This window comes from Limibacter armeniacum (assembly GCF_036880985.1).
GTDB classification, from domain to species: Bacteria; Bacteroidota; Bacteroidia; order Cytophagales; family Flammeovirgaceae; genus Limibacter; species Limibacter armeniacum.
This window is the reverse complement of the sequence record NZ_JBAJNO010000008.1, coordinates 246,970-263,915: the sequence shown is the minus strand read 5'-3', so window position 1 is coordinate 263,915 and position 16,946 is coordinate 246,970. Positions and strand designations below refer to the sequence as shown.

Below are 16,946 nucleotides of genomic sequence, written 5' to 3'. Positions count from 1 at the left end.
GCTTGCAATCTCATTCCTTTTTATAAATTCGCTCCCGAAAACAGAGACACGAAAAGGTTGTTTGATTCCGGATAGCGGAATGACCATTTTTCCATTATAACAACTGAATCACCTATAGGTATTCACCATTGAAACCGCCCCGTAGACTCCTGCACATGGGATTTGTGCCAATGAGTCTCCAACCAAAGACAGGCAAACTGTAAAGACTGGTTTTGCCCTGCCTCTCCATTACCATTTTAGTTTATAAATATATAGTTTAAGTACATAGTAAAAAGGCCACCTTGACTTGTGTGCCTTCAAGCTAATGTCCTATATCTCAATATTTCAAATGAGAAAAATTATTGTTGTTGACAATCCTAAGCAGTGGAAGTTTGGCATCGAGGGAGTGGATATTATTGCACCAAAAGATTACCTGACTGACAATCGTTATTCAATGCTGAAAAACGTACGGATTTTCAACCTGTGCAAAGATTACAGCTATCAATCAAAAGGATATTATGTCTCTCTGTTGGCAGAAGCCCGTGGACATAAACCGTTACCTGATGTCAAAAATATTATTGACGTTGAAGCACGTGCTTTAGTCAGGGTAATATCGGATTCTCTATATGACTTGATTCAGCAAAAACTGAAAAAGATCAAGTCCAATGAGTTTGAGTTGAGTGTTTACTTTGGACAAAACGTAGCCAAGCAATACGTACAGCTTTGCCGTGAGCTGCACAAGCACCTACAAGTGCCATTGCTGAGAGCAAAGTTTGTTAAAAGCAAAGAGGAATGGATACTGCAAAACGTCAGAACCATTGCTCTAAATGATATTCCAGAAGACCATCTTCCATATGTAGAACAGTTTGCCCGTGAGTACTTTGCCCGCAAACGTTATGTGATGCCTAAAGAAGATAGCTCTATCTACGATCTGGCAATCCTTATCAATGACAAGGATCCTTCACCGCCATCAAATAAAGAGGCGTTGCAGAAGTTTACCAATATGGCTGCCAAGATCGGGTTTGCTGTAGAAATCATTAAGCCACAGGATTTCAACAGGTTGTCCGCTTTTGATGCACTGTTTATACGGACAACAACTAACGTCAACGATGAAACTTACCGTTTCGCAAGGCGTGCTGCATCAGAAGGTATCGTGGTGATCGACTCTCCTGATGCCATCATGAAATGCAGCAACAAAGTTTACCTGGCAGAACTGCTGACGGTCAATAATATTCCGCAGCCGAAGACCATGATTGTACACCAACGGAACAAGAAGGACATTATTCCTACCCTTGGATTGCCATGTGTACTGAAGCTACCAGACTCGAGCTTTTCATTGGGGGTAAAAAAAGTAAAGACCAAAGAAGAGTTGGAGGCTACCTTGAAAGCATTATTCAAGGAATCAGACCTGATCATTGCTCAGGAGTATGCCTACACTGACTTTGATTGGAGAATTGGTGTATTGGATGGCAAAGTCATTTATGCATGCCGTTACTATATGGCTAAAGGACATTGGCAGATTTATAACTGGAACAGCCGTACGAAGCAGGAAAAAGAAGGGGATTTTGATTGTGTTCCAGCAGAAGAAGTTCCTGCAGACATACTGGAGGTTTCTCTAAAAGCCTGTTCCCTGATTGCCAAGGATGGCCTCTTTGGAGTGGATGTCAAAGAGGTAAATGGCAAGCCTATTATTATTGAAGTCAACGACAACCCAAGTATTGATGCGGGCGTTGAAGACTTCCTGCTCAAGGATGAGCTATATCTGCTGATAATGCAGTCACTTAAAAATAAAATAGAAGATAAAATATCAGTTGCTAAGAATGGCAAACAAAAAGTACAGCTTGTTTGAGGTAACAGGCATCGAACTGGAATATATGGTGGTGGACAAATCTTCCCTCAAGGTAACACCTGTGGTAGATCAGCTTTTCCATAACCGTGTAGGAAGCTATGTTTCAGATATTGAATGTGGTGATATCGATTGGTCCAACGAGTTAGTAGCACATGTGGTAGAGCTCAAAACGGCTCAACCTGTCAAGTCTCTGAACGGACTGTCACAACTGTTCCATCAGCAGGTTACAGATATCAACAAAAGACTTGCTCCTTTGCAAGCCCAACTGATGCCGACAGCCGTACACCCGTTGATGGACCCAGATTCGGAAACGCAACTTTGGCAACATGAATACAACGAGATCTATGCACTTTACAACCGCATTTTTGACTGCCGTGGTCATGGTTGGTCAAACCTGCAAAGTATGCATATCAACTTGCCTTTTGCCAATGATGAAGAATTCGGAAAACTACATGCTGCTATCAGGGTATTACTACCAATTATACCTGCACTTTCAGCAAGTTCGCCCATATTGGATGGTCAATATACAGGCTACAAGGATACCCGAATGCATGCATATTTACAGAACCAATTGCGTATACCTATTCTGACAGGTGCACTGGTTCCTGAAAAGGTTTTTGATAAAGCCAGTTATCACAAGCAGATCTTCGAGCCGATCATTGAAGCCATTAAGCCATTTGATACGGAAGGGGTTACAGATCACCACTTCCTAAACTCGCGTGGTGCTATTGCTCGCTTTGACCGCGGTGCTATTGAGATCAGGGTTATTGACTTGCAGGAGTGTCCTGCCGCTGACATCGCCATTGCAGCGCTGATTGTTGAGTCATTGAAGGTCATGGTTGAAGAGACATGGTCCAATGTAATCGTTCAACAGTCATGGGATGAGCAAAGGCTTAAAGAACTTTTCCTGAAAGTGATTAAGGAAGGTGAAAATGCGATTATCAGGGATGAAGCTTTCCTTGCGCTATTTGGCATAAAGGCAATGGCACTCAAAGCTTCTGCTATCTGGATGCACCTTTATGATAAAGTGGGCTCAAGATTGGCACCTGAGATGCAAGAGGTGTTGGAGCATATTTTTACAAAAGGGTCTTTAGCTACACGTATTTCCAAAGCAGTAGGTATGCAACCTGACGAAGCCCGCATCAAGGAGGTTTTCAATGAACTTGCTACTTGCCTGTCTGAAAACCGCATCTTTGGATGAAAGCGCTGATCATTACCTGTGAGCATGGGGGAAACCAAATCCCTCATGCTTATCAGACACTGTTTATGGAAAAAAGAGAAGTGTTGAAATCCCACAAGGGGTATGACTTAGGTGCTCTTGACCTGTTCCAGTTCTTGACTGAACATATTGACCACACCTTTGCACTCTCTTCAACCACTTCGCGCCTTTTGATTGAGTTAAATCGTTCTTTACATCATACACAGTTGTTTTCCCCTTTTACCCTTCTACTTGATCAAAAGGAAAAGCAACTGATTATTGAGCAGTATTACTTGCCTTACAGAAACAAGGTTGAACATGAAGTGTCCAGATTAATCAACCAAAGCTATCAGGTGCTTCACCTTTCTGTACATTCTTTTACTCCAATACTGAATGGACGTATTCGCACTGCGGATATCGGGTTGCTTTATGATCCCAAAAAGGAATTGGAAAAAAGTTGGGCGATGGAATGGAAACAACATATCAATGCCCTAAACCCAAGGTTTAAAGTAAGAATGAACTACCCCTACCTTGGTACGGCTGACGGATTGACAACATACCTCAGAAAAAAGTACCCTAAAGGTTATCTAGGGGTGGAATTGGAAGTCAATCAAAAGTTCAGCAAGCATAATACTATGGATATGGAGATTAAGAAAGTACTCACTGAAACACTTTCCAATTGGGTAAAACCCTAAAAAAGCCCCTTCAGGTAACTTGACCTGAAGGGGTTATGGTTGTTGCTGATTAAGCCATTTGCAATAGTTCCATTTCTACTGCTGTATCCTCAATCAAATCTTCGCCTTCCATCTCCATATCGTTGTCATCCTCTTCCGGAAAGCACCAAAGGACTTTTAAGCCATATCCATCAATTTGAATCTGATGAATCTTCTGCATCATCACCCTAAAGCCTTTTGCAGAACTTGAATTGAAATACTCCATTTCGAAACGAAGGGTTTGCAATATATTTTCAGTGCATGACTGCTCAATCCAATTGGACAGTTCCTTATAAAACTGAGCTGCATTTTCCATAAAAGACTCCCCTTTTACAGTACAAATTCCATTTTCCTTATCAAAATATATGTTAGGTCTGTAGACTCCTTCTTTATAGTTTTCAAGCCATTCCATAAAAACGTTCGTTTGATCCTGTTTGCTATGTATTAGATTATATGTCACTTAACTTGTGTAAATCGGCACTATTACTTATTCAAGTACACAGAAAGTGAAAGGAATGCGAATTCATTATTCACATATGAAATTTCGGCTTCAATCGGTGAGCCTGATTTCAATGCTATTTCAAGCAAACCGATACCTCCACCCTGATGTCCTTCCTTTTCTGGAGGGTTTTTCAGGATTTCCCTTCTCCACAACTTCAAGTCTTTAAGCTCCATCTCGTTCACCTTTTTGACCTTTCGCAACACTTCTGCCTGTTGCTCTTCATTTACAAGGTTGGTCGCTGTCACTCGAATTCGATCATCTAGGTCTTCTGCCAAGAAAGATCCAACACCATTACTCTTTTGGTCGGCAGAAAAGATATTTCTCTCAGCCGAATACAATGATATGTTCTGGGCCATTTCAACAAAAGACGCAAATGCTGAACGTCCCAATTTTGGAGCTTCTTCAAAGTGTTTTCGGAGACTTGTACCAACACTTGTCAATACTTCTTCTCCAAAAGACCCTTTATAATAGACCATTATGCTGTCAGAAGTAACTCCCGTAAATGGAAAACCAAAATTTATAGCCATTTTATTGTTCTTTTTTCAAAATCAATGAATTGCAATCAGTTTACTTCTACCCCTAATAGTAGTACATCATCTCGCTGCTCAGTACCCTCTTTGTAATTGAGGAAATGCTGCAGAACCGTCTCACGCTGTATCTCGATCGGTAAGTGGCTTGTATCCTCCAGCATAGCGGCAAAATTCTTTTTACCAAAGCTTTTACGGTTCTCATCGTTTTGGTCGATAAATCCATCTGTTGTGAAATAGAATCTACTACCTGCTGCCAACTCTACCACATGGTCTGTAAATGCTTTGTTTGAGATAGAAATGAATCCACCAATTGAACGTCTGGTACCATCAATCTTCTCAATTGATTCATTTGGCTGCTGATAATATATACTATTCCTCGCTCCGCCATAAGTGATTCGCATGCCACCGCCTTCTATCGGCTCCATAACAGCCAAGGCGATATCCATTCCGTCTGTATTGCCCGTTTCTTCCTGACGCAATACATGCTTGATTTCACGGTCAAGGGATTCAAGTGCTGCTGCAGGTGAAAGCGTCTTTTCAGTACCTATAATCTTATCCAGCAAGCTATTGCCAATCATGGTCATAAATGCACCAGGAACACCATGTCCTGTACAGTCTGCCACTGCCAGTACGATCTTGTTCTCCACTTTTCGAAGCCAATAGAAATCTCCTGAAACAATGTCTTTTGGTCTATAAAGTACAAAGTAAGAGTTCAGTAAATTGTCCAGTCTATCCTTCTGAGGCAATACTGCCTGCTGAATAGATTCCGCAGCCAAAATACTTTGCTGAATCTTCCATTCCTTCGCTTCTAAAGTACTGTTTACCTCAGCCAGTGCTTCTTTTTGAGCTATCATTTCTTCGTTTTGTTGACGAAGTTCCTCTTCTGAAGTTAACAGCTCCTCATTCATCTCATAAAGCTCTGTCTCTTTTAGCTTCAGCTCCGTAATATCTTTCACAAATGCCGTAAAGCTTTTGCCATTTGCCGTTACAACTTCACTTAGCGTCAGCAAGATTGGTACGTGTCGGCCATCTTTAGTCACCAACTCAACTTCTCTTCCGGTACCTAATACCTTCTTCTCCCCTGTTTGGTGGTAATTAGATAGATACTGGTCATGATTCGCTTTGTGTTCGCTACCCATCAGCATCTTCACATTCTGACCTAGCACTTCTGATGGTTTATACCCCCATAGCTTCACCGCAGATGGGTTGATATATTCTATCGTTCCCCTACCGTCAATTGTCACTACGGCATCCACACAACCATCCAAGATTGCCTTGATACGGTCTTTCTCCGCTTCTGTCGCCTCTTGCTGTGCCAAGATTTCTTCCTGCTGCTGACGAAGCTCCTCTTCTGAAGTTAACAACTCTTCATTTTTCTCGAGCAGTTCCTTCTCTTTCTGCTTCAGTACCGTAATATCCTTTACGAAAGCGGTAAAGCTTTTACCAGATGATGTCTCTACCTCACTTAGTGTTAGCATAATTGGCACTCGACGACCATCCTTGGTTACCAACTCTACTTCCCTTCCGGTGCCAATTACTTTTTTCTCTCCTGTATGATGGTAATTAGATAGGTACTGATCATGGTTGGTACTATGCTCGCTACCCATCAGCATCTTCACATTCTGACCTAACACCTCTGATGGCTCATATCCCCATAGCTTCACCGCAGATGGGTTGATATATTCGATGGTTCCCCTACCGTCAATTGTTACTACGGCATCTACACATCCATCCAAGATTGCCTTGATACGGTCTTTCTCCGCTTCTGTCGCCTCTTGCTGTGCCAAGATTTCTTCCTGCTGCTGACGAAGCTCCTCTTCTGAAGTTAACAACTCTTCATTTTTCTCGAGCAGTTCCTTCTCTTTCTGCTTCAGTACCGTAATATCCTTTACGAAAGCGGTAAAGCTTTTACCAGATGATGTCTCTACCTCACTTAGTGTTAGCATAATTGGCACTCGACGACCATCCTTGGTTACCAACTCTACTTCCCTTCCGGTGCCAATTACTTTTTTCTCTCCTGTATGATGGTAATTAGATAGGTACTGATCATGGTTGGTACTATGCTCGCTACCCATCAGCATCTTCACATTCTGACCTAACACCTCTGATGGCTCATATCCCCATAGCTTCACCGCAGATGGGTTGATATATTCTATCGTTCCCCTGCCATCTATTGTCACAACAGCATCCACACAACCATCCAAAATTGCCTTGATTCGGTCTTTCTCTGCTTCTGTCGCCTCTTGCTGGGCTAATACCTCCGCCTCTTTCTGCTTCAGTACCGTAATATCCTTTACGAAAGCGGTAAAGCTTTTACCAGATGATGTCTCTACCTCACTTAACGTCAGCAGGATCGGAACTCGGCGACCATCCTTGGTTACCAACTCTACTTCCCTTCCGGTGCCAATTACTTTTTTCTCTCCTGTATGATGGTAATTAGATAGGTACTGGTCATGGTTGGTACTATGCTCGCTACCCATCAGCATCTTCACATTCTGACCGAGTACTTCTGATGGCTCATATCCCCATAGCTTCACCGCAGATGGGTTGATATATTCTATCGTTCCTCTGCCATCTATTGTCACTACGGCATCCACACAACCATCCAAGATCGCCTTGATTCGGTCTTTCTCCGCTTCTGTCGCCTCTTGCTGTGCCAAGATTTCTTCCTGCTGCTGACGAAGTTCCTCTTCTGAAGTTAACAGCTCCTCATTTTTCTCTCGTAACTCCTTCTCCTTACGTTTCTGCTCTGTAATGTCTTTGACAAATGCGGTAAAGCTTTTGCCTGATGATGTCTCTACCTCACTTAACGTCAGCAGGATCGGAACTCGGCGACCATCCTTGGTTACCAACTCTACTTCCCTTCCGGTGCCAATTACTTTTTTCTCTCCTGTATGATGGTAATTAGATAGGTATTGGTCATGGTTGGTACTATGCTCGCTACCCATCAGCATCTTCACATTCTGACCAAGTACTTCTGATGGCTTATATCCCCATAGCTTCACCGCAGATGGGTTGATATATTCTATCGTTCCCCTACCATCTATTGTCACTACGGCATCCACACAACCATCCAAGATTGCCTTGATTCGGTCTTTCTCCGCTTCTGTTGCTTCCTGCTGGGCCAAGATTTCTTCCTGCTGCTGACGAAGTTCCTCTTCTGAAGTTAATAGCTCTTCATTTTTCTCGCGAAGCGCTATATCATGAGTCTTCAGTTCTGTAATATCAGTGTAAAGACCAATTATCTCTAATATATCTCCTTCTGGAGAGATAATCGCTGAGTAAGCTACATGCACCCAAAAGCTACCTCGAGGTACATGTAGTTCCAAGTCTTGCTCCACGATCTCTCCATTGCCTAGGCGGCGATTAACTTCCTCATTTTCTTCTGGTGAAGTCTCCTCTCCTTGTGCAATAAATTCCGCAGCGTTACTACCTAGTACAACATCTTCTGTTAGGCCTACAAAATTCAGGAATGCTTCGCTTACATAAGTCACTACCCCTTCTGGTGAAAAGCGAACCAAATAGTTATTACGCTCGATGGTATCAAGGATGACTTTCAGTTCTTTTTCTTTGAGATCAAGTCTTTCTCTTTCGTTGTGGTTTTTACGAGTGGCTTGTGTATCGTCTTGATCTGAAACTAGGTTAAAGTATTTACCATATTCAATCTGGAACCTCCTGCTCACAGACAGAATGTTAGCAGTAGAGGTTAGAAGTAAAACTTCCTCAGCTGTCCACATCCTAATAATATGCTTGAATTCGAGTCCAACCATACCATATAGCTTACCACCATAGCTAATCGGGATGTATAACACAGACTGAATACCTGTTGGTAACAAGTAAACTTCTGCTAGTTGAGTAGTAAGAGCATGCTCTAAAGCACGGTCAGCCTTTATTATTTCTCCATTCTGAAATGCTTCAAAAAAGCCGGGAATATCTTGTTTGCTAAGGTGTATCTCTTGATTAGGGATCTGTCTGTCAGAGTCATATAAGGATATGGATTCAAATGTTTGCTTCGATTCGCTGTACATCCAAATTCCGGCTCTGCTTGATTTTGTAACTTCTGCTAGTCGTTTACTTACATAGTTGACAAAAAATGTCCAATCGTGATTGCCATCTTCTAACCTTGCAATTAGTTCATGAAGTGTTTTGACAAAAACATTCCATTGTATGTCTTGTCGTTCGCTGATTTGATTTTTTAGTGTATACATTCTTAAAAAGTGAATGACTTGTTGTTAGTTTATTTAGCAATAGCGTTTTGTAATATTATATAACAGAATGATTATATAAAATTTTGGCGCCATAATATTTTACTTTCAATATCTGACTGTAACCAAATTTTCAGAAGGTAATTCTAATTTAACCTATATATAACACAGTGAATTTGGAGGAGTTTTAGAATTGACAAGCAATGAGTTACCCTTTGTTAAAGTCTATTTCCCAAGCGCTATTTCAATGTTGTAAGGTCAATCTAAAAGTCAAAAAATAATCAATGTTAATTTTTCTTATATCAGGTTAGAAAGATACTCAATCAGGCTAAACAGTATTTATGAGTAGTAAAAGTATTAGGTATATCATGGATAGTTTTTCACCAATACCACAGGTATTGTCAATAAAAACTATCTTCTTTCTTCACATATCAAATAGAGTACAATAAAAAAATTCCCTTTAGCTAAGTGTCTAAAGGGAATTATAATTTTCGAGGTGAGAAATTAAGCTAACTGCAACAGTTCCATTTCCACTTCTGTATCTTCGATCAGGTCTTCACCTTCCATCTCCATATCATTGTCATCCTCTTCAGGGAAACACCAAAGCACTTTCAGTGCATATCCGCCATCCTGAATTTGATGGATTTTTTGCATCATCACTCTAAATCCTTTTGCAGAACTTGAGTTAAAGTACTCCATTTCAAAACGAAGTTCTTTCAGGATACTACTAATGCATGACTGCTCAATCCAAAGGGAGAACTCCTTATAAAACTGGGCAGCATTTTCCATAAAAGATTCACCTTTTATAGTACAAATCGCTTTGTCTTTATCAAAGTATATATTTGGTCTATAGACGCCCTCTTTATAGTTTTCAAGCCACTCCATAATGCTAGTTTGAATAGTGTTGTAATAATTGATTCTACGATGATATTAAGTGAAATACTACTTATTCAGGTATACTGAAAGTGAAAGAAACGCATACTGCTGATTCACTATAGAGATCTCAACATCAAGTGGAGAACCCGACTTCAGTACAATCTCCAATAAGCCAATTCCACCACCCTGATGACCTTCTTTCTCTGGTGGCTTACGCAATATCTCTCTTCTCCACATTTTCAAGTCTTTGAGTTCCATCTCATTGACTTTCTTCACCTTAGCCAGTATTTCTTTCTGCTGACTCTCATTCACCAAATTCGTAGCAGTCACTTTAACCTTATCATCCAAATCTTCAGCTAAGAACGTACCAATTCCGTTGGTTTTGTTATCTGCCGAGAAAATATTCCTTTCTTCAGAATAAAGAGAAATATTTTGAGCCATCTCTACAAATGATGCAAAAGCTGAGCGTCCTAACTTAGGCATTTCGTCAAAATGCTTTCTCAAACTAGCACCAACAGTAGATAACACTTCTTCTTCAAAAGACCCTTTGTAATAGATCAGTACATTGTCAGAGGCAGTGCCTGCCGCATATGGAAAACTAAAATCTATAGTCATTTTATTATCTGTTTTCAAAATCAGTTAATGCAATCAGTTTACTTCTACACCTACCAGCAATACATCATCTCGCTGCTCAGTGCCATCCATGTACTTGATAAAGCGGTTTTCAATCTCTGAACGCTGTGACCTGATTGGGAACTTGTAGGTTTCTTCCAGCATTCCCATAAATGACTTACGTCCAAAGCTCTTACGCTCTTTATCATTCTGGTCGGTGAAACCATCCGTTGAGAAATAGAACCTACTTCCTGCTGGCAATTCCACTACCTGATCTGTAAACTCACGAGGGGATTTGGCAATATGTCCACCGATTGAGCGTCTGGTTGCATCCACTTTCTCAAGCGTACCACCATTGTGCTGGTAATACATAGCCAGTCTTGCTCCACCGAAGCTAATCCTCATTCCGCCTCCTTGCATTGATTCCATCACTGCAATAGCGATGTCCATACCGTCATTGTTACCAGTTTCTTTCTGACGAAGCACATACTTGATTTCTTTGTCAAGTCTCTCCAATGCTTCAGATGGTACCAGATTTTTCTCTCCGCTAATAATCTTATCCAGCAAACTATTACCAATCATGGTCATAAATGCACCTGGTACACCGTGACCTGTACAGTCTGCTACTGCCAGTACTGTTTTGCCTTCTACCTGTCTTAACCAAAAGAAGTCTCCTGATACAATATCTTTCGGTCTGTAGAGTACAAAGTATGATTTCAGTAGGTTTTCGAGTCTTTCCTTCTGTGGCAATACAGCTTGCTGTATCGATTCGGCAGCCAAAATACTCTGCTGAATTTTCCACTCTTTTGCTTCCAGTGTACTGTTCACCTGTGCCAATGCCTCCTTCTGAGCAACCATTTCTTCCTGTTGCTGACGAAGCTCCTCTTCAGATACTAGCAGTTCTTCATTCTTCTCCTGAAGCTCCATTTCCTGCATTTTCTGCTCAGTCATATTGGCATACAGACCTATAATCTCTGTAATGTTGCCTTCTTCGTTAAACAGTGGCGTATAGTTCACATGCATCCAGTAAGTTCCTGAAGGTAGGTCAATCTTAAGGTCACGCTCTACCATTGTACCTTCCTTCATTTCTCGCAGCATGTCGGTGAATTTCCCTATCACATCATCACTATTACCAACAAAGTCAACGACACTGTTTCCTACCAGCATTTCTTCTGTAATGCCTGCCAGTTTCAGGAATGGCTTACTTACATAAGTGATTTCCCCATCTGCTTTAAATCGTAGCAGGTAGTTCATTTGCTCGATAGAATCCAGAACGCCTTGCAACTCGGCTTCTTTCTTTCTGAGTTCTATGTTATATTCCTCTACAACCTCACGCTGTGCTATCACCTCTTCCTGCTGCTGACGAAGCTCCTCTTCAGATACTAGCAATTCTTCATTCTTCTCCTGAAGCTCCTGCTCCTGTAGTTTCTGAGGAGTAATGTTCGCACAAAGGCTCAAAATTTCTTCTATTTCACCATTGGCATCAAACATTGGTGAATAGGTAATGTGCATCCAGTATTTACCTGTTGGGAAAGTAAGCTCAATATCACGCTCCACTCTTTCTCCATTCATCAAGCGAGTATGGATCTGCTTGTAGAAGTCATCTGTAGCATCCTCCTTTTTAGAGGTCAATGCGCTGGTCTTTTGCCCAACAACATCTTCCTTAGCCATTCCCATCAACTGCAAGTAAGGTTCACTTACATAGGTAATAATACCTTGAGGGTTGATGCGAATCAGGTAGTTTCTGCTTTCGATTGTATTAAGGACTGCTGAAAGTTCAGCACCCTTCTGTCTGATTTCTTCTTCCTGCTCTTTTTGTAACGTGATGTCTTTCACAAAAGCAGTAAAGGTTCTACCCTTTGCAGATTGGGACTCACTCAGGGTCAACAAAATTGGCACTTTACGACCATCTTTTGTTAGAATCTCCAATTCTCTGCTAATACCAATACCCTTTCTTATGCCCGTTTCACGGTAGTTAGACAAGTACTGATCATGGTTGGCTCTGTGCTCACCTCCCATCAGTATTTTCACATTCTGACCAAGTACTTCACCTGCCTCATATCCCCAAAGCTTGATAGCTGCTGGGTTGACATAGTCTATGATTCCGATTTCATTGATATTGACAACGGCATCCACACAACCATCCAGAATTGCTTTGATACGCTCTTTTTCTACCTCGGTAGCTTCTTGTGTCGCATGCAATTCTTCCAGATTCTGACGAAGTTCTTCCTCCAGAACAGCCTGTGTTTCGTTCTTTTTCTGAAGCTCCTGCTGCTGTCTCTTATGTTCTGAAATATCAGTTGATATACTGAATACGGAGATCAGGTTTCGATCTTTATCAAAAATAGGTGTCTCAGTCACGTGCATGTGGATAGTACGCTCCTCACCTAACTCAAGCTCTATGTATCTTTCGATAACTTCTCCCCGCTTCAGTTTGCTCATGTACTGCTCAAAGCGCTCAGGATTGTTGACAAATTCCATGTCAGCTTCCTTCACGTTCATGCCACCTTTTTCACTGAAGAACTGTCTTTCTGGATCAACCAGCTCCACATATGGTGTACTGATATAGTTGATCATTCCATCAGCATCGTAGCGAACCACATAGTTGTTCTCCTCGATCGAACCAATGATTGCACTCAGCTCTTCTTCTTTCTTTCTGAGCTCAACATTGTATTGCTCCACAACTTCACGTTGTGCGATAATCTCTTCCTGCTGCTGGCGAAGCTCTTCTTCTGATACCAGCAACTGCTCATTTTTCTCCTGAAGCTCCTTCTGCTGCTCCTTCTGCTTTGTAATGTCAGCCGATATATTGAAAATCGACTTCACATTTCCTGAAGCATCACGGATAGGCGTATCAGTAGAGTATGTATAGATCGTCTCTCCTGAAGGCGTTTCAACTACGCTCTCTCTTGCCACTATCTCACCATTGCGAAGCTTGTTCATGTAAGCTTCAAAGGCAACCGGATCATCACGGAATTCAGTTTCAAAATCCCTTACATTTTCACCAAGTACCTCATCTTCTGTCAAGTTCAGTAGCTTAAGGAATGGCTCACTGATATAGGTAACTACACCGTCCAGATCAAACTGTACTACAAAGTTCTGTTGTTCAATTGACCCCAGAATACCTTGCAAGTCTTCCTCTTTCTGCTTCAGTTCCCTGTTATATTGCTCCACAACTTCACGCTGTGCAATAATCTCTTCCTGCTGCTGACGAAGCTCTTCCTCTGAAACAATCAGTTCTTCATTTTTCTCTTGAAGTTCTAGCTGTTGATGCTTTTGCTCTGAGATATTGGCATACAAACCAATTATTTCATAGATGTCCCCAGCTTGTGTTTTCAGTGGAGAGTAAGTTACATGCATCCAGAATTTTCCTGAAGGTAACTTGATCTCAATATCACGCTCCACCATTTCACCACGGTCAAGTCTATCCAAGATCTGCTGGTATACTTCAGCAGAACTTTCACCGCTTTTAGCAACGAACTCTACAATGCTATGTCCAATGAGTGCATCTTCAGGCAAGCCTGCAAACTTGATAAATGGATCACTGATATAGGTGATGATTCCTTCAGGAGTAAAGCGTACTAAGTAGTTCTGTCCTTCAATCGACTTGATGACTCCTTGCAGCTCTGACTCTTTTTGCTTGAGCATGACTGTGTATTGCTCAGCTGCTTCACGCTGTGCAATGATCTCTTCCTGCTGCTGGCGAAGTTCCTCTTCTGAAGTCAGTAACTCCTCATTCTTGTGCTGAAGTACAATCTGCTGCTCTTTTTGCTCAGTAATATCTGCCGAAATACAAAATACTGACTTCACATTACCATCCTTATCAAGGATTGGGGTTTCCGTCATTTGCATGTAGATAGTACGACCATCTTCTGTTGGAATTACACTATCCCTGATGATTACTTCCCCACGCTTCAACTTTGCTATATGCTCCTCATATGCCTGTGGATTATCGACAAATGCTGGCTCGACCTCTTTCAGGTTGAGCTTCGCCATATCCTGCTGCTGCTGCTGTGTGCCTGATGGATCGAGCAACTTCATGAATGGTTCACTCACATAAGTGATCCAACCATCCAGATCGTAACGGGATACGTAGTTTTGTTGCTCGATAGAACCTATAATACCACTCAGCTCTTCTTCTTTTCTCTTCAGCTCAATATTGTACTGCTCTACTACCTCACGTTGAGACAGGATCTCTTCCTGTTGTTGGCGAAGCTCTTCTTCTGAAGTCAGCAACTCTTCATTCTTGTACTGAAGTACAAGCTGCTGTTCTTTTTGTTCAGTAATATCTGCTGAAATACTGAATACCGACTTCACATTGCCATCCTTATCAAAGATTGGTGTTTCTGTAGCTTGTATATAAACAGTACGACCATCTGATGCTGGTAATATTGTTTCCCTTACTACTACTTCACCTTTCTTCAGCTTTGAGATATGCTCATCAAATACTTCCGGATTATTCGCAAAGTTAGGTACTACATCCCTCAAGTTTATACTTTCTGCTCCCTCCTGTTGCTGGGTACCAGATGGATCTAATAACTTTACAAAAGGTTCGCTGACATAAGTGATGGTTCCATCAATATCGTAGTAAATCACATAGTTTTTCTGCTCTACAGAACCTATAATACCACTCAGCTCTTCTTCTTTTCTCTTCAGCTCGGCATTGTATTGCTCTACTACCTCACGCTGAGACAGGATCTCTTCCTGTTGTTGACGAAGCTCTTCTTCTGAAGTCAACAACTCTTCATTCTTATGCTGAAGCTCCAAGTGTTGCAGCTTCTGAGCTGTCATGTCCGCTGATATACTGAATACTGCATTTATATTACCATCCTTATCAAGAATTGGCGTTTCAGTAGCTTGTATATAAATAACACGGCCATCCTCTAAAGCAATCTCACTTTCCCTTACAACAACCTCTCCGCGCTTCAGCTTTGAGATATGCTCCTCGAATGCCTGTGGATTGTTGATAAATGCAGGCTCAACATCTTTCAGGTTGACACTCTCCATTTCTTCCTGTGGCTGAACATCACCTGATGGTTCAAATAACCTCATGAATGGCTCACTCACATAAGTGATCAATCCATCCAGATCATAGCGGATTACGTAATTTTTCTGTTCTACAGAACCTATAATACCACTCAGCTCTTCTTCTTTTCTCTTCAGCTCGGCATTGTATTGCTCTACCACCTCACGCTGAGACAGGATCTCTTCCTGCTGCTGGCGTAGCTCCTCTTCAGAAACCGTCAGTTCTTCATTCTTCTCTTTAAGCTCCTGCTCCTGTTCTTTCTGATGAGTAATATTGGCATAAAGACCCAAAACCTCATTGACCTGATTCTGCTCGTTATGCATTGGAGCATAAGTTACATGCATCCAGAAATTACCTGTTGGCAGTGTAACTTCAAGGTCTCGCTCAACGGTCTCACCATTTGCTAACCTTTCTAATATACTCTTGTATATTTCCTCCAGTCCTTCTTTATTCTTGACAAAATCAACAATGTTACGGCCATTAATCGCCTCTCTTGATAAGTTGCCTAACTTAAGGAATGGATCACTTACATAAGTGAGTTTTCCGTCAGGTGTAAATCTTACTAGGTAATTTTTACACTCAATCGTATTGAGAATAGTCTTAAGCTCTGACTCTTTCTGACGGAGTTTTTGGTTGTATTTATATGAAACCTCTCTCTGTGAAATGATCTCCTGCTCTCTGGCTTTGAGTTCATGAAATGCTTTTTTCACATCCTCATCAGGTGTCTGATCAAATTGCTGGGCATGTACGTCCTGCAACTTGAAATTCACTGCGATCATATTTGTCACAGAGGAAAGGAAAAGAATCTCTTCTGGAGTCCAGTTTCTTACAATATGCTTGTACTCAAGGCCAACCATACCATATAGTATACCTCCATAGCTAAGGGGAATGTATAGCATAGACTGGATCAATGCTGGTCTCAGGTAGATCTCTAAAAGCCCTTCGGTAAGCGGATGCTCTTGTGCCCTATCTGCTTTGACAATTTCTCCCCTTTCGATTGAATCAAAGAAATCTGATACATCGTACCTACAGATATGAACATCTCTGACAAAGTCCTGTTCATCGCTATCAAACAGTGAGATAGCCTCAAGATTATGTCTAAATGCACTATATGCCCATATACCGGCCCTGTTGGCTTTAGTTACTTCCGTCAAACGCTTAGTAACGTGATCAGCAGCTGATGTCCAATCCAGATCGTGGTTCTCTAAACTCACAGAAAGCTCCTTTAGAGTACTCACAAAGACATTCCATTGGGTGTCTAGTTTCAAGCTGGTTTGGATATTATCCTTTTGTATTCCCATTCCCAATAAAAAAAGAGTGTTAGTATTTAGTATAAGTGTGCCTTTTTGTTATAAACATTTACAAACATTCAATGATATATTTGTACTTATTATTGTTAGGACAATAATCTTACCATGAAGAATTAAGCATCATTAACAACCTAATAATGAGGGAG

9 protein-coding genes are annotated in these 16,946 nt (G+C 41.4%); 3 read left to right on the top strand and 6 right to left on the bottom strand.

Annotated features, from left to right (window positions below; translation table 11 throughout):
- Positions 1 to 328: 328 nt before the first annotated feature.
- From V6R21_RS07050 to V6R21_RS07040, 3 genes are read left to right on the top strand one after another with little or no spacing between them, the layout of a single operon-like run.
- Positions 329 to 1,828, top strand: a complete 1,500-nt coding sequence (locus V6R21_RS07050; RefSeq protein WP_334242134.1) for a RimK family protein — start codon at positions 329 to 331, stop codon at positions 1,826 to 1,828.
- On the top strand, positions 1,800 to 3,029 hold the full coding sequence (locus tag V6R21_RS07045; RefSeq protein ID WP_334242132.1) for a glutamate-cysteine ligase family protein: 1,230 nt from the start codon (positions 1,800 to 1,802) through the stop codon (positions 3,027 to 3,029). The genes V6R21_RS07050 and V6R21_RS07045 overlap by 29 nt, the downstream gene beginning before the upstream one ends.
- Positions 3,026 to 3,721, top strand: a complete 696-nt coding sequence (locus tag V6R21_RS07040) for an N-formylglutamate amidohydrolase (RefSeq protein ID WP_334242131.1) — start codon at positions 3,026 to 3,028, stop codon at positions 3,719 to 3,721. The genes V6R21_RS07045 and V6R21_RS07040 overlap by 4 nt, the downstream gene beginning before the upstream one ends.
- Positions 3,722 to 3,770: 49 nt before the next feature.
- Here V6R21_RS07040 and V6R21_RS07035 read toward each other — a convergent pair whose 3' ends face one another.
- From V6R21_RS07035 to V6R21_RS07010, 6 genes are all read right to left on the bottom strand, one after another.
- Positions 3,771 to 4,151, bottom strand: a complete 381-nt coding sequence (locus V6R21_RS07035) for a DUF1987 domain-containing protein (RefSeq protein WP_334242128.1) — start codon at positions 4,149 to 4,151, stop codon at positions 3,771 to 3,773.
- 71 nt (positions 4,152 to 4,222) lie between these two features.
- Positions 4,223 to 4,768 (bottom strand): SiaB family protein kinase, encoded by a 546-nt coding sequence (locus tag V6R21_RS07030; protein ID WP_334242126.1) that lies wholly within the window; start codon positions 4,766 to 4,768, stop codon positions 4,223 to 4,225.
- A gap of 35 nt (positions 4,769 to 4,803) precedes the next feature.
- Positions 4,804 to 8,979, bottom strand: a complete 4,176-nt coding sequence (locus V6R21_RS07025) for a PAS domain S-box protein (RefSeq protein WP_334242124.1) — start codon at positions 8,977 to 8,979, stop codon at positions 4,804 to 4,806.
- Positions 8,980 to 9,480: 501 nt separating this feature from the next.
- A complete protein-coding gene (locus V6R21_RS07020) occupies positions 9,481 to 9,861 on the bottom strand; it encodes a SiaC family regulatory phosphoprotein (RefSeq protein ID WP_334242123.1) in 381 nt (126 codons plus the stop codon).
- 57 nt (positions 9,862 to 9,918) lie between these two features.
- A complete protein-coding gene (locus tag V6R21_RS07015; RefSeq protein ID WP_334242121.1) occupies positions 9,919 to 10,467 on the bottom strand; it encodes a SiaB family protein kinase in 549 nt (182 codons plus the stop codon).
- Between the two features lie 33 nt (positions 10,468 to 10,500).
- Positions 10,501 to 16,791, bottom strand: a complete 6,291-nt coding sequence (locus V6R21_RS07010; RefSeq protein WP_334242120.1) for a PAS domain S-box protein — start codon at positions 16,789 to 16,791, stop codon at positions 10,501 to 10,503.
- Positions 16,792 to 16,946 lie beyond the last annotated feature (155 nt).

What these genes read in the sequence shown, in the direction of transcription:
- V6R21_RS07045 (WP_334242132.1), top strand. Translation starts at nt 1,800, where the DNA reads ATGGCAAACAAAAAGTACAGCTTGTTTGAGGTAACAGGCATCGAACTG.
- V6R21_RS07010 (WP_334242120.1), bottom strand. Translation starts at nt 16,791, where the DNA reads ATGGGAATACAAAAGGATAATATCCAAACCAGCTTGAAACTAGACACC.
- V6R21_RS07050 (WP_334242134.1), top strand. Translation starts at nt 329, where the DNA reads ATGAGAAAAATTATTGTTGTTGACAATCCTAAGCAGTGGAAGTTTGGC.
- V6R21_RS07040 (WP_334242131.1), top strand. Translation starts at nt 3,026, where the DNA reads ATGAAAGCGCTGATCATTACCTGTGAGCATGGGGGAAACCAAATCCCT.
- V6R21_RS07035 (WP_334242128.1), bottom strand. Translation starts at nt 4,151, where the DNA reads ATGGAATGGCTTGAAAACTATAAAGAAGGAGTCTACAGACCTAACATA.
- V6R21_RS07030 (WP_334242126.1), bottom strand. Translation starts at nt 4,768, where the DNA reads ATGGCTATAAATTTTGGTTTTCCATTTACGGGAGTTACTTCTGACAGC.
- V6R21_RS07020 (WP_334242123.1), bottom strand. Translation starts at nt 9,861, where the DNA reads ATGGAGTGGCTTGAAAACTATAAAGAGGGCGTCTATAGACCAAATATA.
- V6R21_RS07025 (WP_334242124.1), bottom strand. Translation starts at nt 8,979, where the DNA reads ATGTATACACTAAAAAATCAAATCAGCGAACGACAAGACATACAATGG.
- V6R21_RS07015 (WP_334242121.1), bottom strand. Translation starts at nt 10,467, where the DNA reads ATGACTATAGATTTTAGTTTTCCATATGCGGCAGGCACTGCCTCTGAC.